Source organism: uncultured Streptococcus sp. (assembly GCF_963536705.1).
Taxonomy (GTDB): Bacteria; Bacillota; Bacilli; order Lactobacillales; family Streptococcaceae; genus Streptococcus.
Window position 1 is genome coordinate 90,778 of record NZ_CAUTAP010000002.1, and the last position, 23,404, is coordinate 114,181.

The 23,404-nt window shown below is 43.1% G+C and carries 22 protein-coding genes and 1 riboswitch; of the genes, 16 read left to right on the top strand and 6 right to left on the bottom strand.

What is annotated here, in order from left to right:
- Nucleotides 1-89 precede the first annotated feature (89 nt).
- Nucleotides 90-284: a CsbD family protein gene (locus tag RWX26_RS01740; protein WP_002894655.1), complete on the top strand. Its 195-nt coding sequence runs from the start codon at nucleotides 90-92 to the stop codon at nucleotides 282-284.
- A gap of 27 nt (nucleotides 285-311) precedes the next feature.
- Here the strand turns inward: RWX26_RS01740 and RWX26_RS01745 are convergent, their stop codons facing one another.
- From RWX26_RS01745 to RWX26_RS01760, 4 genes are all read right to left on the bottom strand, one after another.
- Nucleotides 312-1,316: an iron ABC transporter permease gene (locus RWX26_RS01745; protein WP_314578568.1), complete on the bottom strand. Its 1,005-nt coding sequence runs from the start codon at nucleotides 1,314-1,316 to the stop codon at nucleotides 312-314.
- Nucleotides 1,306-2,325 (bottom strand): iron ABC transporter permease, encoded by a 1,020-nt coding sequence (locus RWX26_RS01750; RefSeq protein WP_314578571.1) that lies wholly within the window; start codon nucleotides 2,323-2,325, stop codon nucleotides 1,306-1,308. Before RWX26_RS01750 ends, RWX26_RS01745 begins: the two co-directional genes overlap by 11 nt.
- Before the next feature lie 99 nt (nucleotides 2,326-2,424).
- Nucleotides 2,425-3,360, bottom strand: coding sequence for an iron-hydroxamate ABC transporter substrate-binding protein (locus RWX26_RS01755; protein ID WP_314578573.1), 936 nt, complete (start codon nucleotides 3,358-3,360; stop codon nucleotides 2,425-2,427).
- A 79-nt stretch (nucleotides 3,361-3,439) separates the two neighbouring features.
- Nucleotides 3,440-4,225 carry an ABC transporter ATP-binding protein gene (locus RWX26_RS01760; RefSeq protein WP_111675459.1) on the bottom strand — a complete coding sequence of 262 codons (786 nt, stop codon included), beginning with the start codon at nucleotides 4,223-4,225 and terminating at the stop codon, nucleotides 3,440-3,442.
- A 220-nt stretch (nucleotides 4,226-4,445) separates the two neighbouring features.
- Here RWX26_RS01760 and RWX26_RS01765 point away from each other — a divergent pair, with 220 nt between their 5' ends.
- The gene (locus tag RWX26_RS01765; protein ID WP_231909459.1) at nucleotides 4,446-5,201 is read left to right on the top strand and encodes a CPBP family intramembrane glutamic endopeptidase; all 756 of its coding nucleotides are present in this window, start codon (nucleotides 4,446-4,448) and stop codon (nucleotides 5,199-5,201) included.
- A 45-nt stretch (nucleotides 5,202-5,246) separates the two neighbouring features.
- On the opposite strand, the gene RWX26_RS01770 is transcribed toward RWX26_RS01765, so the two are convergent.
- Entirely contained in the window at nucleotides 5,247-6,692 is a 1,446-nt protein-coding gene (locus tag RWX26_RS01770; RefSeq protein WP_002899784.1) for a UDP-N-acetylmuramoyl-L-alanyl-D-glutamate--L-lysine ligase, read from the bottom strand.
- 86 nt (nucleotides 6,693-6,778) lie between these two features.
- On the opposite strand from RWX26_RS01770, the gene RWX26_RS01775 reads away from it, so the two are divergent.
- From RWX26_RS01775 to RWX26_RS01840, 14 genes are all read left to right on the top strand, one after another.
- Nucleotides 6,779-8,407 (top strand): polysaccharide biosynthesis protein, encoded by a 1,629-nt coding sequence (locus RWX26_RS01775; protein WP_314578583.1) that lies wholly within the window; start codon nucleotides 6,779-6,781, stop codon nucleotides 8,405-8,407.
- Between the two features lie 96 nt (nucleotides 8,408-8,503).
- Nucleotides 8,504-9,661 (top strand): cystathionine gamma-synthase, encoded by a 1,158-nt coding sequence (locus RWX26_RS01780; protein ID WP_111675463.1) that lies wholly within the window; start codon nucleotides 8,504-8,506, stop codon nucleotides 9,659-9,661.
- On the top strand, nucleotides 9,654-10,829 hold the full coding sequence (locus RWX26_RS01785; RefSeq protein ID WP_314578587.1) for a MalY/PatB family protein: 1,176 nt from the start codon (nucleotides 9,654-9,656) through the stop codon (nucleotides 10,827-10,829). The genes RWX26_RS01780 and RWX26_RS01785 overlap by 8 nt, the downstream gene beginning before the upstream one ends.
- 75 nt (nucleotides 10,830-10,904) lie before the next feature.
- A riboswitch (M-box (ykoK) riboswitch) is annotated at nucleotides 10,905-11,060 on the top strand.
- Nucleotides 11,061-11,210: 150 nt separating this feature from the next.
- On the top strand, nucleotides 11,211-11,822 hold the full coding sequence (locus RWX26_RS01790; RefSeq protein WP_227963839.1) for a glutathione S-transferase family protein: 612 nt from the start codon (nucleotides 11,211-11,213) through the stop codon (nucleotides 11,820-11,822).
- A 157-nt stretch (nucleotides 11,823-11,979) separates the two neighbouring features.
- Nucleotides 11,980-14,640, top strand: a complete 2,661-nt coding sequence (gene mgtA / locus RWX26_RS01795; RefSeq protein ID WP_314578592.1) for a magnesium-translocating P-type ATPase — start codon at nucleotides 11,980-11,982, stop codon at nucleotides 14,638-14,640.
- 97 nt (nucleotides 14,641-14,737) lie between these two features.
- Complete coding sequence (gene upp / locus RWX26_RS01800; RefSeq protein WP_002894672.1) at nucleotides 14,738-15,367, top strand: uracil phosphoribosyltransferase; 630 nt, start codon at nucleotides 14,738-14,740, stop codon at nucleotides 15,365-15,367.
- 80 nt (nucleotides 15,368-15,447) lie between these two features.
- Complete coding sequence (locus RWX26_RS01805) at nucleotides 15,448-16,065, top strand: ATP-dependent Clp protease proteolytic subunit (protein WP_223312420.1); 618 nt, start codon at nucleotides 15,448-15,450, stop codon at nucleotides 16,063-16,065.
- Nucleotides 16,066-16,225: 160 nt separating this feature from the next.
- A complete protein-coding gene (locus tag RWX26_RS01810) occupies nucleotides 16,226-16,495 on the top strand; it encodes a YlbG family protein (RefSeq protein WP_009659102.1) in 270 nt (89 codons plus the stop codon).
- A gap of 88 nt (nucleotides 16,496-16,583) precedes the next feature.
- On the top strand, nucleotides 16,584-17,744 hold the full coding sequence (locus RWX26_RS01815) for an ABC transporter substrate-binding protein (RefSeq protein ID WP_002894677.1): 1,161 nt from the start codon (nucleotides 16,584-16,586) through the stop codon (nucleotides 17,742-17,744).
- 245 nt (nucleotides 17,745-17,989) lie between these two features.
- On the top strand, nucleotides 17,990-18,859 hold the full coding sequence (locus RWX26_RS01820) for a branched-chain amino acid ABC transporter permease (protein WP_002897070.1): 870 nt from the start codon (nucleotides 17,990-17,992) through the stop codon (nucleotides 18,857-18,859).
- Between the two features lie 3 nt (nucleotides 18,860-18,862).
- Nucleotides 18,863-19,816: a branched-chain amino acid ABC transporter permease gene (locus RWX26_RS01825; RefSeq protein WP_002913099.1), complete on the top strand. Its 954-nt coding sequence runs from the start codon at nucleotides 18,863-18,865 to the stop codon at nucleotides 19,814-19,816.
- On the top strand, nucleotides 19,816-20,580 hold the full coding sequence (locus RWX26_RS01830; protein WP_314578600.1) for an ABC transporter ATP-binding protein: 765 nt from the start codon (nucleotides 19,816-19,818) through the stop codon (nucleotides 20,578-20,580). The genes RWX26_RS01825 and RWX26_RS01830 overlap by 1 nt, the downstream gene beginning before the upstream one ends.
- Complete coding sequence (locus RWX26_RS01835; protein ID WP_002894681.1) at nucleotides 20,580-21,290, top strand: ABC transporter ATP-binding protein; 711 nt, start codon at nucleotides 20,580-20,582, stop codon at nucleotides 21,288-21,290. The genes RWX26_RS01830 and RWX26_RS01835 overlap by 1 nt, the downstream gene beginning before the upstream one ends.
- Nucleotides 21,291-21,666: 376 nt before the next feature.
- Nucleotides 21,667-22,323, top strand: a complete 657-nt coding sequence (locus tag RWX26_RS01840) for a CBS domain-containing protein (RefSeq protein WP_314578602.1) — start codon at nucleotides 21,667-21,669, stop codon at nucleotides 22,321-22,323.
- 33 nt (nucleotides 22,324-22,356) lie between these two features.
- Here the strand turns inward: RWX26_RS01840 and RWX26_RS01845 are convergent, their stop codons facing one another.
- The gene (locus RWX26_RS01845) at nucleotides 22,357-23,244 is read right to left on the bottom strand and encodes a YitT family protein (RefSeq protein ID WP_060976684.1); all 888 of its coding nucleotides are present in this window, start codon (nucleotides 23,242-23,244) and stop codon (nucleotides 22,357-22,359) included.
- Between the last annotated feature and the right edge of the window lie 160 nt (nucleotides 23,245-23,404).

Below are 23,404 nucleotides of genomic sequence, written 5' to 3' on the forward strand. Positions count from 1 at the left end.
AATGAGCAGAATATTTGACCTTTGAAAAGAAAAAACTTATACTACTGTAAACGGTATCAAATACTGTAAAAAAGAACGGAGGCAATCATATGTCACTAGAAAATAAATTTGATCAAGCTAAAGGCGCTGTTAAAGAAGGCGTGGGCAAAGTTACAGGAGATAACAAGACAGAAGCAGAAGGCTTTGTAGAAAAAACAGTTGCTAAAGCCAAAGAAGTTGCTGAAGATGCTAAAGAAGCTGTAGAAGGTGCTGTAGAAGGAATCAAAAACAGCTTGGATAAATAAAAAACAATCAGTCGATTATTCGGCTGATTATTTTTTTTGCTGATACATAAGGTAGAGGAAGTAGGGGGCTCCAATAATGGAAATCAAAATGCCTGTCGGGACGGAGCTTCCGATGAGGAAGGTTCTTGTGATCGTATCTGCCCCTGTCATGATAAAGGCACCTAGCAGCATGGCGGCTGGAAAGAGTAAGCGATGATCGCTAGGCAGGAATCGTTTGCTGATATGGCTAGCCAACATACCGATAAAGACAATATTTCCAGCTAGGGATAGACTAAAAGCGACGAGAGCACTGGCTAATAACAAGGTTATCTGACGCTCTCTTTTTAGATGAAGCCCTAGGCCTAGAGCTGTTTCATCATTTAGGCTGAGGATATTGAGCTTGTGGGAGCGCAGATAGGTCAGCAACCAGAATAAAAGCAAGAAGGGGCCAGCAATAGCTAGACTTTCCCAGTTATTACCCGTAATCTTACCAGCTAGCCAGCTAACTACATAGGTCAGTTTGTTCTGATTGACACGGCCGGTGATGGCAATCATACTGGAAGACAGAATGGTTGACAAGGTTACACCAGCGATAATGAGCTTGACGGGGCTGATAGCTTGGCCTTTTTGATGTGAGATCAGGTAAATAAGGGCTACAGTCAGCATACCGCCAAAGGTTGCGATAAAGGGAAGATAGCGGATATAGAAAGGATCAGTCACTTCTAGCTTGCTGATAGCAAGAGTAATGATAACACCAGCTCCGGCATTGATTCCCAAGGTTCCTGAATCGGCAAGTGGGTTTCGAGTAAAGGTCTGCAGCAGTACACCGCTCATCCCTAGCGAAGCTCCTGCTAGAAGGCAGACCAGAATTCGAGGCAGGCGGATCTGCTCCATGATAAAGGTGCTGCCATCATCTCCTTGCCCCAGCAGATATCGAAAAGCTTCACCGATATTAAATTCCTGATCGCCTGATGATAGAGACAGTAGGAAAATTAGGAAAGTCAGGAGGCTGAGACTTACTAGAACCAAAAGAATTCGTTTTTTATCTCTCATAGAAGGCCCCCTTTCTCATCAGCCATAGGAAGACTGGCAGCGTAACGAGACTGATAATAGAGCTAAGAGGCAGACCGACCATATGACTCGCAGCGAAATCACAGATCAATAGAAAGAGCGCTCCTGTTAGCATCGTCAGTGGCAAGATTTTTTGGTAATTCTTTCCGCTGATGGTTTTGACAAAGTGTGGAATAATCAGTCCGACAAGAGCCAGGCTTCCTACTAGGGCAACGGCTGCCGCTGATAACAGTAGAACAATACTCAGAAAGAACAGGGTTATCTGAGTCGTTCGCTGGCCTAAGCCCTTGGCTACTGTTTCATTGAGGCTGAGAATGGTTAGTTGGTGAGAAAATAGCTGAGCCAGTAAGAGGCCTAAAAAGATAAAGGGAGCAATGATTTGCAGCATTTTCCAATTGGTTCCTAGAAGTCCTCCAGCCTGCCAACCGATGACAGCATTGGTCAGGTTGAGATAAATGGTCAAGCCTTGTCCGATAGCGGTCAGGAGTGTTGTTACCATGGCACCGGATAAGACAAGACGTAGTTGCTCAAAACCTTTTCTAGGATGGTAGGAGAGGCTAAAAACCAGAATACTGGCTAGACAGGCTCCTGCAAGTGAGAGCAGGAGGATGCTACTGTAGTGTATACTCTTAGAAAAGGCATAACCGCAGATGAGCGCTAGGCCAGCTCCAGAGTTGATCCCCAAAAGTCCTGGGTCAGCAATGGCATTGCGGGTAATTCCCTGCATGATGGCTCCTGAAACGGCCAAGCTAGCTCCGACTAGCAGAGCTGCAATTCCTCTAGGTAAGCGCAGATCTATGATGATGTTCTGGGCTGGACTTTCCTTGAAAGGATGGCTCAGCGTTTCTATCAGTTGCCGATGGGAGTAGCTGGGAATGCCAAAGCGCAGGTAGAGATAGAGTCCGCCAATCAGCAGGAGAATGAGGGCGAAAAAAACAAGCCAAAAAATATTTGGCCTATTTTTTTGAGTGAAGAGTGAATGAAGCGTCATCTGGTATCCTTTATATTGTCGAAAATAAAATAGCTGTCATGAGATATATCGCTTACTAGCAATGTTTTTTCACTAGTCTGAGTTCCTGCAAGGAATGCCCTAGTTCATTTTTTCAAGGCCATCTTGAATAGTTTTGAGTTCGTATTCAAGTGTCAATGGATCGTTGAAATAAAAGGCGTTGGCATCTACTTTTAAGATGTGGTTCTGTTGGACAGCGGGAATAGATTTCCAAACATCGCTTTCGTAAAGAGCACTGCCTGTTTTATCATCTTCAGCTGCAACCAGGACATAATCGCCAATGTACTCACTCACCGTTTCTTGGCTGACTTGCAAGTAGCCACTTGGGAATACTTCATCCTTCACTTTTTGCGGGGCATCAAATCCCAGAGATTTGTAGATAACTTCTCCGCCTCGTCCCCAGTTGTTACCGAAGAGGTAGATTTCCTTTTCATATAGCCCAACAACAGTGAAAGTGACATTTTGTCCCAGCTTTTCTTTTAACTGCTTGCCAATATCAGCTGTTTTGCTTTTCCAATCGGCAATCCATTGATCAGCTTCTTTTTCCTTACCAAAGATTTGGCCAAAGCGATTCAGGATTTCTAAATAGTCATTTTTTCCATAATCAATGGCAATAGTTGGAGCGATTTTCTTTAGTTCATCGATATTTTTGTCACTGGCATCTACCACGATAAGGTCTGGCTTTTGCTTAGCGATTGATTCCAAATCTTCTGGCATCAGGACCTTGGCATTTTTGACTTTTTCCTTGAGGACAGGATTTTTAGCATCATAGGATGTTACAATGACAGGATCGAAGCCTAGTTGTAGCAGATAGCCGGTGTAGGTAGAGGAGAGGCTGGCGATGCGTTTTGGATTTTTGGGGATATCGCCGTAGTAGTGGAATCCGTCAATTTTTGGCTTGCTGGATAGCTCGACCTTGTCTGAAGAGGCAGAGTTTTCAGATTTAGATGAGCTGCCGCAGGCAACTAAAAGGAAGATGGTGACAGTAAGGGTGGCAAATGATAAAAACTTTTTCATTTTTTCCTCCAATTCTATAAAAAGTTTAGAAGCTGTATCCATGAAGAAGATATGGGAAACTTATCTATGAATACATAACTTATTTAACGAGCTGATAGCTGAGGCAGAGCGGCTTATCCTGAATAGGATCTCGAATAATCTGGGCTTCAATCTGAAAAATGTCTCTCAGAATATCCGAAGTCATGATCTGCTCAACACTTCCTTGATACCGGATATGCCCATTTTTCATAGCAATCAACTGATGGGAAAAGCGGGCAGCTAGGTTGATGTCATGCAGAACCATGATAATGGTTTTTCCGCTGAGTTGGTTGAGGTCATTCAGCAACTCCAAGATTTCCAGCTGATGATTCATATCCAGATAGGTGGTCGGCTCGTCCAGAAAAATAGTCTCTGTATCTTGAGCTAAAGCCATAGCAATCCAGACGCGCTGGCGCTGACCTCCAGACAAATCATCCACCTGCCAGTCCGAAAATTCGCTGACCTGAGTTGCTTCCATAGCCCAGCAGATTTTTTCCCGGTCTTCTGTACTGAGCCTGCCCAAGCCAGTTTGATGCGGAAAGCGGCCATAAGAAACCAGATCATAGACAGTGATGCCATCGGTCGCCTCCATGGTTTGGGGCAGCAAGGCAATCTTTTGCGCCACCTCCTTGGTCGGCAGTAGGGCGATGGACTGTCCATCCAGGGTTATACTGCCGGCTTTTGTCGGCAAAATACGAGTAAAAGCCTTGAGAAGAGTGGATTTACCGCAGCCATTGCTACCGATAATAGTTGTAATCTTTCCCTCGGCGAGTTGGCAGTCCAGTCCGTCAATAATAACCTTTTGATCGTAGGCGACCTGGATACTTGCTGCAGAGATAGTGGACATAGACTTCCTTTCTGGCTGATTCTTCTATCAGAATTACGCCTTTTATTATACCATAAAAATTTTTCTAAAAAAAGAGTTTTCTGACAATTTAATAAAAATAAAATAAAAAAGTTTTATAAAATTGTAAATAATAAAAATTTAAGCTTTTCATGCTAAGATAGAAATATTAAAAAGGACCTGCAATGATGATATGAATTTACAGGTGGTGAAAGGAAAAATGATGAAATTATTGACAAACCTACGCCCCTCTAAGCCTTTGAAAGAGCTGAGGTGGTTTGATATTGCTGTGATTACTCTGCTCATGTTTGGGCAGTTTATTTACCGCTCAACGGAGCTTTATTTAGCTAGCTTTGCGCCAGCTTCCAGCTCAGGAGCGACTGAAACGGTGACCAATACAGCCAGCGAGGGAGCAGCTTTTTCTAGCAATTTCAATTTTCAGCTACTGATGCTGGTCTTGACCATTCTTTATCTATTGCTTCGGCGCTTTGACTTTAAGCAGCTTCCCATCCGTATGAGCTGGTCGGTTCTCCTCTGGACTCCACTTATTTTTGTAGCAGTAGGGTTCTTTGGTGACATTGTGACGACACTGAGCGGCGAGTATAATTACTTTGATCCAACTCTCTGGTCTTATGTAGATGTTCTGGAAATCTTCCGGAAATTTGCTGAACTGACACCTATGGCCATCCTCTACGGACTTCTCAATGGTTTCTATGAGGAATTCTTCTTTCTGGGGCTTATGACCTCTGTTAGGGATAAGTATAAGTGGTGGGCTCTGGCCTACTCTACTATCATTCGGATTTCTTTCCACACCTATCAGGGCATGCTGTGGGCCTTGGTTATCGGAGTGGTGTACGGTCTCTTTTACTATTTCCTTTACAAGTACAAGGTCAAGAACCTCTTGCCTTTCTTTCTCATGCACGCCTTGGCGGATATGTTTGGCTCCAGCTTGATGTACGTTCTGATTAAATGGCGTTAATCTCTACTAAACAAGAATAAAAAGGCGATATTCTCGCCTTTTTTCTTATAAATACTTTTCTGCTAAGGCATAGTCTCCTGAATAGGCTACTTTTTCTCCTTCTATGATTTGGTAAGCATCTGCTCCTTTACCGGCCAGAATGACGGCATCTCCCTCTCGGTCTGTCAGACTGAGAGCTTTTTTGATGGCTTCTTCTCGGTCGGCTATTTTTTCCACTGGATAGGAGATGTAGGATGCGATTTCCTCCGCAATGGCTAGAGGATCTTCATAGTTAGGGTCGTCAGCAGTTAAGATAACAGTCAGCTCAGGATGCTGATTGAGTAAGAGACCGAAGTCTTTGCGGCGGCTTTCACCCTTGTTGCCTGTAGCACCCAAGAGGAGAATAATCTTGCCCTTTTGGTGTTCCTCTACCACAGAAAGCAGGTTGCTTAGGCTGACGCCATTGTGAGCGTAGTCAACGAAGACCTTGGCGCCGTTTTTTTGAGTCAGGACTTCCATACGGCCTGGGACTCGGGTTGCGGCAATTCCTTTTTTGATGTCTTCGAGGCTAGCACCCAGTCGCAGACAGGCAAGACCAGCAGCTACTGCATTTTCCTGATTGAAGTGGCCGATGAGCTGGATATCGTAGCGGCCAGCTAACTTACCAGCAACTTCAAAGCTGAAGGCCTGAGAATCTATGATGGTATTGCTTGAGCCTGCTCCATAGAAATCATGTTCCATAGAAGCGACTTGCTCTTTCACGATTTGGAAATGATCCATATCGCTATTTACGATAACTGCTCGGCTATTATCCATCAAAAGCCGTTTATTGTAGAAGTAATCCTCAAAAGTCGGATGCTCGATAGGGCCGATATGGTCTGGGCTGATATTAAGAAAGACACCCACATCAAAGGTTAGGCCGTAGACTCTTTTCTTGAGATAAGCCTGACTGGAAACTTCCATGATGAGATGAGTCCGATTATTAGCAAGGGCTTGGGCCATCATTTTGATAAGATCCAGACTCTCTGGTGTGGTCAGAGTTGACTTGAAGAAAGTCTCGCCATCCAAAGTAGTGTTCATAGTCGAGAGTAGGGCAGGACGATGACTTTGAGAAAGGGTTTGATAGGCAAAATAAGCTGTAGTTGTCTTGCCCTTGGTTCCAGTAAAGGCAAGTAGTTTGAGCTTTTTCTCAGGATGGCCGTAAAATTCCATGGCTAAGAGACTCATGGCTTGCTTGACATCGTTGACCAAGAGGACCGGAATGCCCACTTGAAAGTCTGTCTCGCTGATATAAAAGCGCAGGCCAGCTGAGACGGCTTTTTCTAGAAATTCTTTCTTAAAAGCCTCACCCTTGACAAAAAAGAGGGTAGAGGCATCCGCTTCCCTGCTGTCATAACTGATACTATCGAAAGTCAAGCCGCTGTAGGAGAAAAAGTATTCTCCGTCTTTGACAATATCACGAAAATTATGGTCTTCTTTTAAAATATTTAATACGGTTTCAATTTTAATCATAAATCTATTGTAAACCTTATGGCTGGGTTTTACAAGAGGCAAGGAAAAGTTTATAATAAAAGAAGAATAAATAGAAGAGGTTTTCTATGAGCCAAGAAACAACAAGCCAGCAGCAGCAGATGCTGCGGGGAACTGCCTGGCTAACTGCCAGCAATTTTATCAGTCGTCTTCTGGGTGCCATCTATATCATTCCTTGGTATATTTGGATGGGCAAGCACGGCGCCGAGGCCAACGGCCTTTTTACTATGGGCTACAATATCTATGCCTGGTTTTTACTGATTTCTACAGCCGGCGTGCCAGTGGCAGTAGCCAAACAGGTAGCTAAGTACAATACAATTGACAAGGAAGAGCACAGTTTCACTCTCATCCGAGAGTTTCTCAAGTTTATGCTGCTTTTGGGAGCTGTCTTTGCAGTGATGATGTACCTGCTCTCACCAGTTTTCGCTTCTATGTCTGGCGGTGGTTCAGACTTGGTGCCAGTCATGCAGAGTCTGTCTCTGGCCGTTTTGATATTCCCATCCATGAGTGTTATCCGAGGTTTTTTCCAAGGTTTTAACAATCTCAAGCCTTATGCCATCAGTCAGATTGCGGAGCAGGTCATTCGGGTTATCTGGATGCTGCTGACAGCCTTTTTCATCATGAAAATCGGTTCTGGCAACTATGTAGAAGCGGTTACACAGTCAACATTTGCAGCATTTATCGGTATGCTGGCTAGCATGGCTGTCTTAGCCTTCTATCTCTGGAAGACAGGTATGCTGACTTCTATCCTTCATAAGTCTGCCAATGCAGGGGAGATCAATAGCCGTGCCCTCCTCTGGGATACAATCCGAGAAGCCATTCCTTTCATTATCACAGGATCTGCCATTCAGCTTTTTCAGATTATTGACCAAAATACCTTTATCCATGTCATGGGCTGGATCAGCAAGTACAGCAAGTCCGAGCTGCTGGTTCAGTTTGCCTACTTCTCAGCAAATCCTAATAAAATTACCATGATTTTAATTGCAGTGGCTACTTCTATCGGTGGTGTTGGGATTCCTCTCTTGACCGAGAACTATGTCAAAGGTGATTTCCGATCGGCTGCACGCTTGGTGCAGGACAATCTCAGCATGCTGATTTTCTTTATCTTGCCAGCAACCATTGGTGCTGTTTTGGTAGCGGAACCTCTATATACCGTTTTCTATGGTAAGCCAGACGGCTTAGCACTGGGACTTTTCATCTTTGCTATGCTGCAGACCATTATCCTCAGTCTATATACGGTGTTGGCTCCGATGATTCAGGCCCTCTTCCAGAATAGAAAGGCGATTATTTACTTCCTGTATGGAGTAGGAGTCAAGCTGGTGCTGCAAGTACCCTTGATTTATATTTTCAAAGCTTATGGACCTCTTCTTGCGACGACGATTGGTCTGATTATCCCAATCCTGCTCATGTATCGGGAAATCCGTCAGGTAACTGGTCTGAATCCTAAGAACCTCTTTAAACGGAGTCTCCTGTCAGTGATTCTGACGGTTCTGATGACTATCTTTGTCTTGGTAGCAGAGCTTCTTATCGGTCTCTTCCTTCATCCTAGCGGCCGAGTTTCCAGCTTTGTCTATATAGCTCTGATTGGCGGTATCGGTCTTGCTGTCTATGGCGGTCTGGCGCTCAAAGTTCGCCTTATGGATCGCTTTATCGGTTCAAAAGCGGCTAGTCTGCGCCGACGCTTTCATATCTATTAAAAAGCCGCAGGGCTTTTTAATTTTTAGATTTGTTTTTCTAAAACTTTAACATTATAGTTTCAAACTATAGCTAGCTCTTGAAAAGAAAAAAGAAAAATGTTTTCAAAAGATGTTACAATAGAGGGTGAAATATTAGCGAAGGATTGGAAGGTTAATATGAGTAAGGACGTAAAATTAAATACACTACTGGCTCAGGCTGGGGTTAAAAAAGATGAAACAACTGGTGCTTTAACAACACCCCTGCATTTTTCAACGACCTACCAGCACCCTGAGTTTGGCCAGTCAACAGGTTATGACTATACTCGAACCAAGAATCCAACGCGGGTTAGCTTGGAAGAGACTCTGGCTGCTATCGAAAGTGCAAATTATGCTCTAGCGACTAGTTCTGGTATGTCGGCTATTGTGCTGGCCTTTAGTGCCTTTCCGGTCGGCAGCAAGGTTTTGGCTGTTCGGGATCTCTATGGCGGATCTTTCCGTTGGTTTGCCCAAGCTGAAGCAGAAGGGCGTTTTGCCTTTAGCTATGCCAATACAGAAGAAGAACTTCTGAATAGTCTAACAGAGGATATAGATATTGTCTATATCGAGACACCGACCAATCCTCTTATGGTAGAGTTTGACATTGCCCGCATTTCCCAAGCGGCTCATGAGCGAGGAGCAGCTGTCATTGTGGACAATACCTTCTACAGTCCCATTTATCAAAGACCGCTGGAGGATGGAGCTGATATTGTTCTGCACTCTGCAACCAAGTATCTGGGCGGGCACAATGATGTCTTGGCTGGAGCCATCATGACTAATGATGCTGCTATTTATGACAAGCTATTCTATAACCTCAATACAACTGGGCCAGTCCTGTCTCCTTTTGACAGCTATCTGCTTTTGCGCGGTCTCAAGACACTGGCTCTCCGTATGGAGCGCTCTACTCAGAATGCACAAGAAGTAGTCGCTTTTCTGAAAAAATCTTCTGCGGTAAAGGAAGTTCTCTATCCAGGAAAGGGTGGTATGATTTCCTTTAAAGTTGTGGACGAAGGGAAGATTCCTCATCTCCTAAATAGCCTGAAAGTCTTTACCTTTGCGGAAAGTTTGGGTGGAGTAGAGAGCTTGATTACCTATCCGACTACCCAGACTCACGCTGACATTCCAGTTGAAGTGCGTCATTCTTATGGCTTAACTGATGATTTGCTGCGCCTGTCGATTGGAATTGAGGATAGCCGAGATTTGGTAGACGATTTACGTGCAGCCTTGGAGAATGAATAATATGGGAAGATATAATTTTGAAAAAGCCCCCTGTCGTGTAGGGCATCATACTTATAAATGGAAAGAAGTGGAGAAGGACAAAGAAGTTCTGCCAGCCTGGATTGCAGACATGGATTTTGAAGTCCTGCCTGAAATCCAGCAAACCGTTCATGACTACGCTAATCAGTTAGTCTATGGCTATACCTATGCCAGTGAAGAGCTAATCAATGCCGTTCTAGATTGGGAGCGGGATGAGCACGACTATACCTTTGATCGGGATGCCTTGGTATTTATAGAAGGAGTTGTCCCTGCTATTTCGACGGCTATCCAAGCCTATACCAAGGAAGGTGATGCCGTTCTAATAAACACTCCTGTTTACCCACCTTTTGCCCGCAGTGTCAAGCTCAATAATCGTCAGCTTATTACCAATTCTCTGATAGAGCAGGACGGTCTCTTTCAGATTGACTTTGATCAGCTAGAGCGGGACATTGCAGATAATGAAGTCAAGATTTATGTTCTGTGCAATCCGCATAATCCCGGAGGTCGAGTTTGGGAACGGGAAGTGTTAGAGAAAATTGGCCGCCTCTGCCAAAAGTACGGCGTCCTCCTGGTCTCAGACGAAATCCACCAAGACTTGACGCTGTTTGGCCATGAACATCAGTCTTTCAATACTGTTTCGCCTGACTTTAAGGACTTTAGCTTGATTTTAGCCAGTGCAACTAAGACCTTTAATATTGCTGGGACTAAAAATTCCTATGCTGTGATTGAGAATCCAAGCTTACGACATCAGTTTAAAAAACGCCAGCTGGCCAACAACCAGCATGAAATTCCTGGCCTTGGTTTTTTAGCGACAGAAGCAGCCTATCGTTACGGTTGGACTTGGTTGATGGAGCTCAAGGAAGTTCTTGAGAAGAATGTGAATTTTGTAGTTGCTTATTTTGCCAAAGAGGCACCGCGCCTGCGGGTCATGAAGCCTCAAGGGACTTATCTGATTTGGCTGGACTTTTCAGATTATGGCCTAACAGATGACCAGCTCTTCCAGCTTCTGCGAGAAGAGGCTAAGGTTGTGCTGAATAGAGGAAGTGATTTTGGTCAAGAAGGCAAAGGCCATGCCCGCCTAAATGTTGCTGCTCCAGAGACGATGATTGAAGAAATCTGCTCCCGTATTGCAGAGGTATTGCCAAAATAAATCAAGAATTTTTTGAAATTTGTCTCAAGCGAGAAAAAATGATTGACAATCCTTTGAAAGAGGAGTATAGTAATAGTGGAAAATCGGTAGGTGAGGCTACCATAAGGATACGGATGACTACCGCAAAGCAGTGGAGACACTACTCGTTGGTTAACAGTCCTGATCGCCAAGGTCAAGACTAAGCTCATTTCATCGCCTTATGGAGTTAAAGCTTGAACGGTGAATGCTTGCTTTATCTGTGCTTAAAACAATGAAGCGAATAACCTGACATGCAAACAACCCTGCTGAGAAATTGGCAGGGTATTCTTTTTTGCTGAAAATATTTCAAGAGAGTAAATAGTTGATTGCTTGCCTCTCAAGAAAAAAGAAGGAGGAATAGTGATGAAATTTTGGTATTCTAGTACCAGTCCTTTTGCGCGTAAAGTATATGTTACAATTTTACATCATCATTTAGAGGAGCAAGTGGATATTCAGAAAGTTCAGGTGGCTTTTGATAGAAATTCACCGCACAATCAAGATAATCCTTTAGGTAGAATTCCTGCTTTTCAAGCTTCCAGTGGAGAATGGTTATATGGTAGTGATTTAATTTCTCAATATTTAGACGAACTAGGTCAGGAAATCTCACTTTTCCCCAATGGAATGGATAAATGGCATGTTTTAAATATACTGTCCATTGCTGAAGGAATTTTGGAAAATACAATGCCGATTGTTGCGGAAAAATTTTTCCATGAAAAAGAACATTGGTGGAAAGACAGACATCAGCAAATTGAAGAGAGAAATATACGGAGTTTGTCTTTGTTAGAGAAACTGGCTACTGAGCAAGGGCTCTCTTTAAATATTGCAACAATCCAAGTAGTTGCTCTTGTAGATTGGTGGAATTTACGTGAAGAAGTTATTGGATTATCTTTAAAAGAAAATTTTCCAGAATTGCAAGATTGGACACAGAAGATGAATGCCACTTTTGACGTCTTGCAGGCATCTTGGGACTTTTAATTGTTTTTATAAATTAAGAAAGGAGACATGCGATGCAAATTGACGATTATCCGGAACCGCACATACACAGCCAATCGCTGATTTGTGTCGTTCTGTCCTCATAAAGTGATTGGTCCCTGTGTATGAAATTTAACAATCATACATCAAGGAGAAACCAATGAAAACAGTAAAAGAAAGATTAGTTGCTGCCCTGCAGCTTCCTGTAACAGAAACTCTGGCATTTTACAAGAGTTCCTTTCGTGGCCTGACAGAAGAGCAGGTCGAAGAAAATCGTGACCTCTATGGTGAAAATATCATCACAAAGGGTCAGGAAGACTCTATTCTAAAGAAAATTTACGAGTCTATCATTAACCCCTTTACAGTCATCCTATTGGTGATTGCCCTCGTGTCCTTAGTGACCAATGTTTGGCTGGCTAAGCCTGGTGAGGAAGATCCGACGACTTCCATCATCATTGTTGTTCTGGTGCTGATTTCTGGAGGCATTCGTTTTGTTCAGGAATTGCGGAGTGACCGCGCTGCTAGCAATCTGTCTCGGTTGATTGTCAACACTGCTACGGTTATCCGTGAAGGAGCAGAGCAGGAACTGCCGATTGATGAGCTTGTTGTAGGAGATATCATCAAGCTTAGTGCCGGAGACATGATTCCTGCAGATGTGCTGCTACTGGATTCGCGTGATTTCTTTGTTCAGCAGTCCGGCCTGACAGGGGAAAGTGATGCAGTAGAAAAGGTCTGTTTGGCCAAGTCAGATGAACAAAATCTCGATAGCCTTTTAGAAACAGAGTCGCTAGCCTTTATGGGAACCAATGTTATTTCCGGAAGAGCTACGGCTCTAGTGCTGGTGGTTGGTGATGAGACCATGATGGGAGCCATTGAGCAGACACTGAACACCTACGATGAGCCAACCTCTTTTGAGCGCGAGATGAATAGCATTTCCTGGCTCTTGATTCGTCTGATGCTCGTCATGGTGCCGGTCGTGTTCTTCATCAACGGTTTGACAGATGGCGACTGGCTGGAAGCAGGTGTCTTTGCCCTCAGCGTTGGGGTCGGCCTGACTCCAGAAATGCTGCCTATGATTATCACAGCGAGCCTGGCTAAAGGTTCCATTATTATGGCTCAGGAAAAGGTCGTGATTAAGAAGCTGAACGCTATTCAGGACCTAGGAGCTATTGATATCCTTTGTACGGATAAGACAGGCACACTGACTCAAGACGAGATTGTGTTAGAATACCCGCTGGATATTCATGGTGATTTGGACTTAGCAGTGCTCCGTCGTGCCTTTCTCAATTCCTACTATCAAACTGGTCTCAAAAACCTCATGGATCGAGCTATTATCAACCGGACGGAGAAAGAAGCAGAAAAGCATGAGATTGTCCGTAATCTAGACCAAACCTTTAAGAAAATTGATGAACTGCCCTTTGATTTCGAGCGTCGTCGTATGAGCGTTATCGTTAAGGATGATGAGGATGTTATCAGCATGGTGACCAAGGGGGCCTTGGAGGAAATGCTGGCTATCTCTAGCCATGTAGAATACAAGAAACGCATTACGGAATTGACTGAGGAGATTCGTCAGGAAATCCTTGCGGAAGTGGCTCAACTCAATGAGCAAGGGCTGCGCGTGCTTGGTGTTAGCTACAAGTCAGACTTAGAAGAAGATTACGACTATGAAGTGAAGGATGAGTCCGACATGGTTTTGACGGGCTATCTGGCCTTTCTAGATCCTCCTAAGTCATCTGCGGCTCCAGCTATTGAAACCTTGGCTGAGTACGGAGTTGCCACTAAGATTTTGACGGGTGATAATGATAAGGTAACCCAGGCAGTCTGTGAAAAGGTTGGGTTAAATGTAGACAATATCTTGCTGGGTGTAGAGGTAGATGCTTTATCAGATGAGGAATTGAGCCAAGCAGTAGAGCATACAACGGTTTTTGCCAAGCTCTCACCTGACCAAAAAGCTCGGATCATTCTCCAACTCAAGGCCAATGGCCACAAGGTTGGCTACATGGGTGATGGTATCAATGATGCACCTTCTATGAAGGTAGCAGATGTTGGTATTTCTGTTGATTCAGCTGTCGATATTGCTAAGGAAACAGCAGATGTCATTCTGCTTGACAAGGACCTCATGGTTCTAGAGAAAGGTCTGGTAGAAGGACGCAAGGTCTATGCCAATATGACCAAGTATATCAAGATGACAGTCAGTTCCAATTTTGGGAATATCTTTTCTCTCCTCTTTGCCAGTATCTTTCTGCCTTTTCTGCCTATGGCACCAGTTCATCTGATTGTCCTCAATCTAGTTTATGACTTGTCTTGTATCGCTCTGCCCTTTGATAATGTGGATAGTGAATTTCTCAAGAGACCTCATATCTGGTCAGCCAGTTCCATTACCCGATTTATGGCTTGGATTGGACCGATTTCATCCGTTTTTGATGTTTTGACCTATCTGGTGCTCTACTTTATTATTGTGCCTATGATAACAGGAGGTAGCTATCAAGCAGGTAGTGGACAGGCAGAGACCTTTATCACTCTTTTTCAAACAGGCTGGTTCATTGAGTCCATGTGGACCCAGACCATGGTTATCTACATGCTACGCTCACCTAAGCTGCCATTTGTGCAGAGCCGTCCTGCTTTGTCTGTCATTGTTACCACTATGGCAGCAGCACTCTTTGTTACTTCCTTGCCATACAGCCTCTTTGCGTCAGTTCTGAAGACGGCTCCGCTGAACGGCACTTATTTCCTTTTTCTTTTCTTGATTATTGTGCTTTATATGGTTAGTGTAACTCTTGTTAAACACCTTTATATCAAGCGCTATAGAGAATGGCTGTGAGGTGAAGAAAATCTTTGAAAAGGCTTGCTTATGGCAAGCCTTTTCACTCTTTTTTTGATATAATAAGAAGAATAAATTGAAAGAAGGAAATCCAATCATGGGAAAACTTGAAGTTATCGCTCATCCACTAATTCAACATAAATTGTCTATCTTGCGTCGTACAGATACCTCTACCAAGGCTTTTCGTGAATTAGTTGATGAAATCGCAATGCTCATGGGATATGAAGTTTTGCGCGATTTACCACTTGAAGATGTAGAAATTGAAACACCGATTACGAAAACAGTTCAAAAGCAGATTGCAGGGAAAAAATTAGCTATTGTACCCATCCTGCGGGCTGGTATTGGCATGGTGGATGGACTTCTGAGCTTGGTTCCAGCAGCTAAAGTTGGGCATATCGGCATGTACCGTGATGAAGAAACCCTGAAGCCGGTTGAATATTTGGTCAAGTTACCAGAAGATATTGACCAACGTCAGATTTTCGTTGTAGATCCAATGTTGGCTACGGGTGGTTCTGCTATCTTGGCTGTGGATTCTCTGAAGAAACGTGGTGCTAGCCATATTACATTTGTGTGTTTGGTTTCTGCACCTGAAGGAGTAAAAGCCTTGCAAGAAGCTCATCCAGATGTTGATATTTTTACAGCGGCTCTGGATGACCATCTCAATGACCATGGTTATATCGTACCAGGACTAGGAGATGCAGGAGATCGTCTTTTCGGGACCAAGTAAAAGTTTCTATTTGACCTTTTTTGACCAAAAGGATATAATAGTCTCGTAATTTGAAATTCTATTCCCTAGTTTGATAGAAAATTTTAAAAAGAGAAAGAGAGAAAACTATGATTCCTGTAGTTATTGAACAAACCAGCCGAGGAGAACGCTCCTATGACATATACTCTCGGCTATTAAAAGACCGTATTATCATGCTGACTGGTCCAGTAGAGGACAATATGGCTAATTCTGTCATTGCTCAGCTCCTTTTCTTGGATGCGCAGGACAATACTAAAGATATTTACCTCTATGTAAATACGCCGGGTGGATCTGTCTCAGCAGGTTTGGCCATTGTGGACACTATGAACTTCATCAAGTCTGATGTTCAAACCATTGTTATGGGTGTAGCTGCCAGCATGGGAACGATCATTGCTTCCAGTGGTGCCAAAGGCAAACGCTTCATGCTGCCAAATGCAGAATATCTGATTCACCAGCCAATGGGAGGAGCTGGAAGTGGTACTCAGCAAACGGATATGGCCATTGTAGCTGAACACTTGCTTAGAACTCGGAATACCTTGGAAAAAATCTTGGCAGAAAACTCTGGCAAGTCCGTTGAGCAAATCCATAAGGATGCGGAACGCGATTACTGGATGAGTGCTCAGGAAACCTTGGAATACGGCTTTATTGACGAAATCATGGAAAATAGCAATCTGAACTAACACAAGAGGAGCCAAAAGCGGTTCCTTTTTTGCTGTTTTAAATTTGTTAGTCTGTCAACACTAAGTGTTTTAAGCTAATGATAAAGCTTTTCAGGGCTAGTTTTTTTATCCTATCTTTGCTATAATCAACTAAGAACTACATGAACCGGAAAGGAGTTTTATGATAGAAAGAGAAGAAAGAGTGGGCTTGATTGTCTATCTTTACTATAATCGAGATGCCAAAAAGCTGGCAAACTTTGGGGATATTATTTATCATTCTAAGAAGCATCGTTATTTGCATCTCTATGTCAATCAAGAGGACGCCCAGAACCTACATGAGAATCTGCCCAAGGAGCGCTATGTTAAGCAAGTTCGGATTTCTCACATAAAAGAACTGGATCAAAACTTTGTTGGAAGCCTGTATAGAGAGCAAGAAAACGTTATCATTTGATAAAATTTCTATAAAGGGTTGACAATTGTCAGATAATTCGATATATTCTTACTATATCATCAATCAAATCACTTAAGGAGATTTCCTAATGAAGAAAAAATTTGCACTATCCCTAGTAGCTTTTGCTAGTGCGGCCCTTCTCGCAGCTTGTGGAGAAGTATCCAATAACAACTCAACAGCAACTGGTACAGAAATTGGCGATACGATTAAATTTGGTTTTAACTTTGAAGAATCAGGTGAAGTAGCAGCCTACGGTACAGCTGAACAACATGGTGCTCAGTTGGCAGTTGATGAAATCAACGCTGCTGGCGGTGTGGATGGCAAGAAGATTGAAGTTACTGATAAGGATAACAAATCAGAAACAGCTGAAGCATCTACCATCACTACTAGCTTGGTTACCCAAAGCAAGGTAAATGCAATCATTGGCCCTGCGACTTCTGGAGCTACAGCTTCAGCTACTGCAAATGCTGCTAAAGCAGGTGTACCAATCATTACACCAAGTGCGACACAGGATGATCTGACCAACAAGCAAGATTATCTTTACCGTGCAACTTTCATTGATAGCTACCAAGGTAAAATCATTTCTAAGTATGTTACTGATAACTTGAAAGCTAAGAAAGTCGTTCTTTACTACGACCAATCTAGTGACTACGCTAAAGGAATGGCGGATGCCTTCAAGAAGGAATTCAAGGGTGAGATTGTAGCAACAGAAACTTTCCAATCCAAGGATACAGACTTCCAAGCTGCTTTGACAAAGATTAAGGGTAAAGAATTTGACGCTCTGGTTGTTCCAGGTTACTATACAGAAGCTGGTAAAATTGTCAATCAAGCGCGTGGTTTGGGTATCGACCAAACAATCGTTGGTCCTGATGGCTTTGGTGATGCTAAGTTTGTTGAGCAAGCAACTCCAGCTGCAGCTACAAATGTTTACTATGTATCTGGCTTTACAACTTCTGGTGAAATGTCAGAAAAAGCTAAGAAGTTTATTGAAGCATACAAAGCTAAGTACAAAGAAGAGCCTTCTATGTTTGCAGCTCTGGCATATGACTCTGTTTATATGGCAGCAGAAGCAGCCAAAGGTGCTAAAACTTCTGTAGATATCAAAGACAACTTGGCTAAGCTTAAAGATTTCGATGGAGTAACTGGTTCAATCACTATTGATAAAGACCACAATCCAGTGAAAACAGCTCTGATGATTGGCTTGAAAGACGGTCAAGTAGATACTGTAGAAACAGTTAAAGCGGAATAAGAGTTATGAGGCTGGGGCTATCCCAGTCTTTGACTTGTTTTCTATTTCTAGTTGCTTGAGCAAGTTAGTAGATGATTTCTTTCTTTATAAATCTACGGATTTGAAAGAGTATTGTTTTATAATCTATTCTTCTTCGTTTCTCAATCAACTATTATTCGTATTTTGGGAGTGGGATGATAAAATCACGACCTAGTCTGCTGATTTTTCTCCCATTCCTTATTTTATTATAGAAAGAGTGGTGTCTAATGCTCCAACAATTAGTCAACGGTCTAATCCTGGGTAGTGTTTATGCGCTTCTGGCTTTGGGTTATACCATGGTTTATGGGATTATTAAGCTGATTAACTTTGCTCATGGCGATATCTATATGATTGGTGCCTTTATGGGTTATTACTTGATTAATATCTTGAAGTTTAATTTCTTCCTTTCTCTCATTTTAGCGATGATTGGGACAGCGATTCTCGGTGTGGTTATTGAGTTTTTAGCCTATCGTCCTCTGCGTAATTCGACTCGGATTGCGGCTTTGATTACAGCCATTGGGGTCTCCTTTCTCCTCGAGTATGGCATGATTTTCTTTGTCGGTGCCAATACTCGTTCCTTCCCACAGGTTATTAAAACAGTACGCTTTAACTTAGGGCCGATTTCTATTTCAAATATTCAGTTGCTGATTTTGGGAATTTCGATTTTCCTCATGGTGGCTTTGCAGTTCATCGTGCAGAAGACAAAGATGGGCAAGGCTATGCGTGCTGTGTCCGTAGACAGTGATGCTGCTCAGCTGATGGGAATCAATGTCAATCGAACAATCAGCTTCACCTTTGCTTTGGGGTCAGCTCTTGCAGGAGCTGCTGGTGTTCTAATTGCCCTTTACTATAATTCATTGGAGCCTCTGATGGGAATGACTCCAGGGATTAAATCCTTTGTAGCAGCCGTTCTCGGTGGTATTGGAATCATTCCTGGTGCCGCGCTTGGTGGCTTTGTTATCGGTCTTTTGGAAACTTTTGCGACAGCGCTTGGACTATCTGATTTCCGTGATGCCATTGTCTATGCGATTTTGATTGTCATTCTTCTGATCCGTCCAGCTGGTATCCTCGGTAAAAATGTGAAAGAGAAGGTGTAAGGTATGAAAAAGAATTTAAAGGTAAATATTTTCTGGCTTGGCCTTGTCTTAATCGGCTACTTGCTGATGACAGTATTGGTTAGTGCCGGTGTTCTTAATGCTTTTTACATTCAAATCTTAGAACAGATTGGGATTAATATTATTCTGGCGGTCGGGCTCAATCTCATTGTCGGATTCTCAGGTCAATTCTCTCTTGGCCATGCTGGTTTTATGGCAATCGGTGCCTACGCAGTAGCCATTATTGGCTCTAAATCGCCAACTTATGGAGCTTTCTTTATTGCTATGTTGGCTGGAGCTATCATTGCTGGTATTGTGGCTTTGGCAGTCGGTTTGCCAACGCTTCGTCTTAAAGGAGACTATCTCGCGATTGCGACTCTTGGTGTCTCAGAGATTATCCGGATTCTGATTATTAATGGCGGTACTTTGACGAATGGCGCAGCTGGTATCCTATCCATTCCGCCCTTTACCTCTTGGCAGATGGTCTATGTCTTTGTTGTTATCACAACTATTTTGACCTTGAATTTCCTGCGCAGTCCTATTGGCCGCAGTACTCTGTCAGTCCGTGAGGATGAGATTGCTGCCGAGTCTGTTGGGGTTAATACTACTAGAATCAAAGTGACAGCCTTTGTCTTGGGAGCTATCACGGCTTCTATTGCTGGTTCTCTTCAAGCTGGCTTTGTTGGATCAGTCGTTCCTAAGGACTATTCATTTACCAACACTATCAATATCTTGATTATTGTCGTTTTTGGTGGCCTAGGCTCTATGACTGGAACCATTGTAGCTGCAGTGGTATTGGGAGTTCTCAATATGTTGCTGCAGGATGTATCCAGCATTCGGATGATTGTCTATTCTTTGGCTTTAATCTTGGTCATGATTTTCCGTCCAGGCGGACTCTTAGGAACTTGGGAGCTGAGCTTGTCTAAGCTCTTCAAAAAGAATAAGGAGGTCAAAGAATAATGGCACTTCTTGATGTGAAAAATCTAACTAAAAACTTTGGTGGCTTGACTGCTGTTAGCGATGTGACCTTGGAACTCAACGAGGGCGAGCTGGTTGGTCTGATTGGCCCTAATGGTGCAGGAAAAACGACTCTTTTCAACCTCCTAACCGGTGTTTATGAGCCTAGTGAAGGGACAGTGACACTAGATGGTCATTTGCTCAATGGTAAGGTACCTTACAAGATTGCTTCTTTAGGGCTAGGGCGGACCTTCCAGAACATCCGGCTCTTTAAGGACCTTAGTGTTTTGGATAATGTTCTGATCGCCTTTGGTAATCATCATAAGGCTCATGTGTTGGCTTCTTTCCTCCGCCTGCCAGCTTACTACAAAAACGAAGAAGAATTCAAAGCTAAGGCTTTGGAGTTGCTGAAAATTTTTGACTTGGATAAGGAAGCAGAAACCTTGGCTAAGAACTTAGCTTATGGTCAGCAGCGCCGCTTGGAGATTGTTCGGGCCTTGGCAACGGAGCCAAAGATCCTCTTCTTGGATGAGCCAGCTGCAGGAATGAACCCTCAGGAGACAGCAGAGTTGACTGCATTGATTCGACGGATTAAAAACGAATTTAACATTACCATCATGCTAATTGAGCATGATATGAGTCTGGTAATGGAAGTCACTGAGCGCATCTATGTGCTGGAGTACGGCCGCTTGATTGCGCACGGAACACCTGATGAAATCAAGAATGACAAACGCGTTATTGAAGCATATCTAGGAGGTGAAGCCTAATGTCCATGCTTAAAGTTGAGAATCTCTCTGTCCATTATGGCATGATTCAGGCTGTCCGTGATGTCAGCTTTGAAGTAAACGAAGGAGAAGTCGTTTCCCTGATTGGTGCCAATGGCGCTGGGAAAACGACCATTCTCCGGACTATTTCAGGCTTGGTTCGTCCAAGTGCTGGTAAAATTGAATTTGTCGGCAATGAAATTCAAAAAGTTCCTGCTCAAAAAATCGTAGCAGCTGGACTTTCGCAAGTACCAGAAGGTCGTCATGTCTTTCCAGGTTTGACCGTTTTGGAGAATTTGGAAATGGGCGCCTTTCTCAAAACAAATCGCGAAGAAAATCAAGCCAATCTCAAAAAAGTCTTCTCTCGTTTCCCACGCTTGGAAGAGCGTAAAAACCAAGATGCTGCTACCCTTTCAGGTGGTGAGCAGCAGATGCTGGCTATGGGACGGGCTCTGATGTCTACGCCTAAGCTGTTGCTCTTGGATGAGCCTTCTATGGGCTTGGCGCCAATCTTTATCCAGGAAATCTTCGATATTATCCAAGATATCCAGCGGCAAGGTACAACAGTTCTTTTGATTGAGCAAAATGCAAATAAGGCTCTCTCTATCGCTGACCGTGGTTATGTCCTTGAAACAGGTAAAATTGTTCTGTCTGGAACAGGCCAAGAGCTCCTCGCTTCTGACGAAGTCCGCAAAGCATATCTAGGTGGTTAAAAAGGTCCAATGGACCTTTTTAAGTTGCAGATAAAGAAAACAAGGTTTTCGTCAAGATGCCCGGGGGATTGTTTCAGGTTGCAGATGGGAACTCGCGAGAGCGAGTTTTCTTTAAAATGTCTGGGAGACATTTTTAGGTTGTTGATAGAAAGTTACGATATTAACTTAACAGTTAGAAAAGGTCCATTGGACCTTTTTTCTTCTCTTAGATGCTTAAAATAGTATATCTAGCCATTGTCCATCTTCAATTTTTCCAATCGCGGGATTTTTCTAAATTTTGAAAACTTAGGCAAAGGCCTTGGAAGCGTTTGAAATCAGCTTCAAAATAAAGTATAATAAGTATAAGAATTATGGATAGGAAGTAGAGGGAACTTTTATGGCAGTTAAAGATTTTATGACGCGTAAGGTGGTTTATATCAGCCCAAATACAACGATTGCTCATGCGGCAGATATGATGCGTGAGCAGAAACTCCACCGTCTGCCGGTGATTGAGAATGACCAATTAGTGGGACTGGTGACAGAAGGAACGATTGCAGAAGCTAGTCCATCTAAGGCAACAAGCCTGTCCATTTATGAGATGAACTATCTTCTCAACAAAACCAAGGTTGGTGATGTTATGATTCGTGATGTGGTCACGATTTCTCAGTTTGCCAGTCTGGAAGATGCGACCTATCTGATGCTGAAAAATAAGATTGGCATCCTGCCTGTCGTGGACAATGAGCAGATTTACGGAGTTATCACAGATCGCGATATTTTCAAGGCCTTCTTAGAAGTTTCTGGCTACGGTGAAGAGGGAGTCCGTCTGCGCTTTGTCACTGAGAATAAGGTGGGGGTTCTTGAGCAGATTATCCGTCTTCTGGTGGAAGAAAATCTCAACATATCCAATACCGTCAATATCCCGCGCAAGGATGGCAAAGTTGTCATTGAAGTACAATTAGCTGGTAATATAGATACGGCCCTTCTCAAGAAAAAATTTGACGAGCATGCGATTGAGCTGGCTGAGATTACACATACTTCAGCGAAAGCTTTATAAGCGATAAAAAAGCCTCATCATTGGATGAGGTTTTTAACGTACAATAGGTTGTTTGTTGGCATCTAAAGTGAAGCCTTCACCCAAAATCTCATGGGCTTCGGTAATAGTAGTAAAGGCAAATGGATCGACTTGGTTAATGAGTTTCTTCATTTGCTGCATTTCATTACGGGAAACAACACAGTAGACAATCTGGAGATCCTGCTTGCTATAGAAGCCTTGGCCCTTGAGGAAGGTCACTCCACGATCTAGCTTGTTATTGATAGCTTCAGCAAGTTCTGCCGGTTTGCTGGTAACGATAAGGAATCCCTTGCCGGCAAAGCCTCCTTCTGCAATCAGGTCAATGACGCGCGAGGTGATAAAGACAAACATTAGGGTATAAGACACCATGCGTAGGTCTTTGAAAACAAGGAGAACCAAGGTAATGACTACAAAGTCAACTGTCAGCATGAGTTTGCCCATGGAAATGCTCGTGTATTTATTAAAGATGCGGGCTACAATGTCAGTACCGCCCGTCGTTCCACCAGCATTGAAGATGATGCCTAGTCCAATCCCTAAAACAATCCCTGTTCCAAGACAGGCTAGTAAAACGTCCCCGTCCAGAGCTGAGAGAAAATAGTTTTGCAAGTGTTTGGAGGCAGGTAGGATTTCAAAAATCTTGAGCCAAGCAGACACGGAGAAGGTCCCTAGAATGCTGAGATAGAGGGTTCGCGAGCCCAGTAGCTTCCAAGCAATAATAAAGAGAGGAATGTTAATAATCAGGTTGGTCGTCGAGACAGGGATTTTGAACAGATAGTAGGCAATCAAGGTCAGACCCGTCGCACCACCTTCATATAAATGAAAAGGAATGACCAAATAATGAATCCCAAAAGAAAAAATTCCAGCCCCAAAAATGATGGCCAGTACGTTTTTTAATTTAAACATAACATCCTCCTAAATCTATTTCCAGAAAGTTATTCTGAATATATTTTACCAAAAATCTAGCCTTTATGAAACACTTTGAAAAAATATTTAAAGTTTTTTCTTATGATGGGCTTTTAGCTTTTTTTTTGGTAAAATAAACAATAGATAAAAAAGAGTGGGA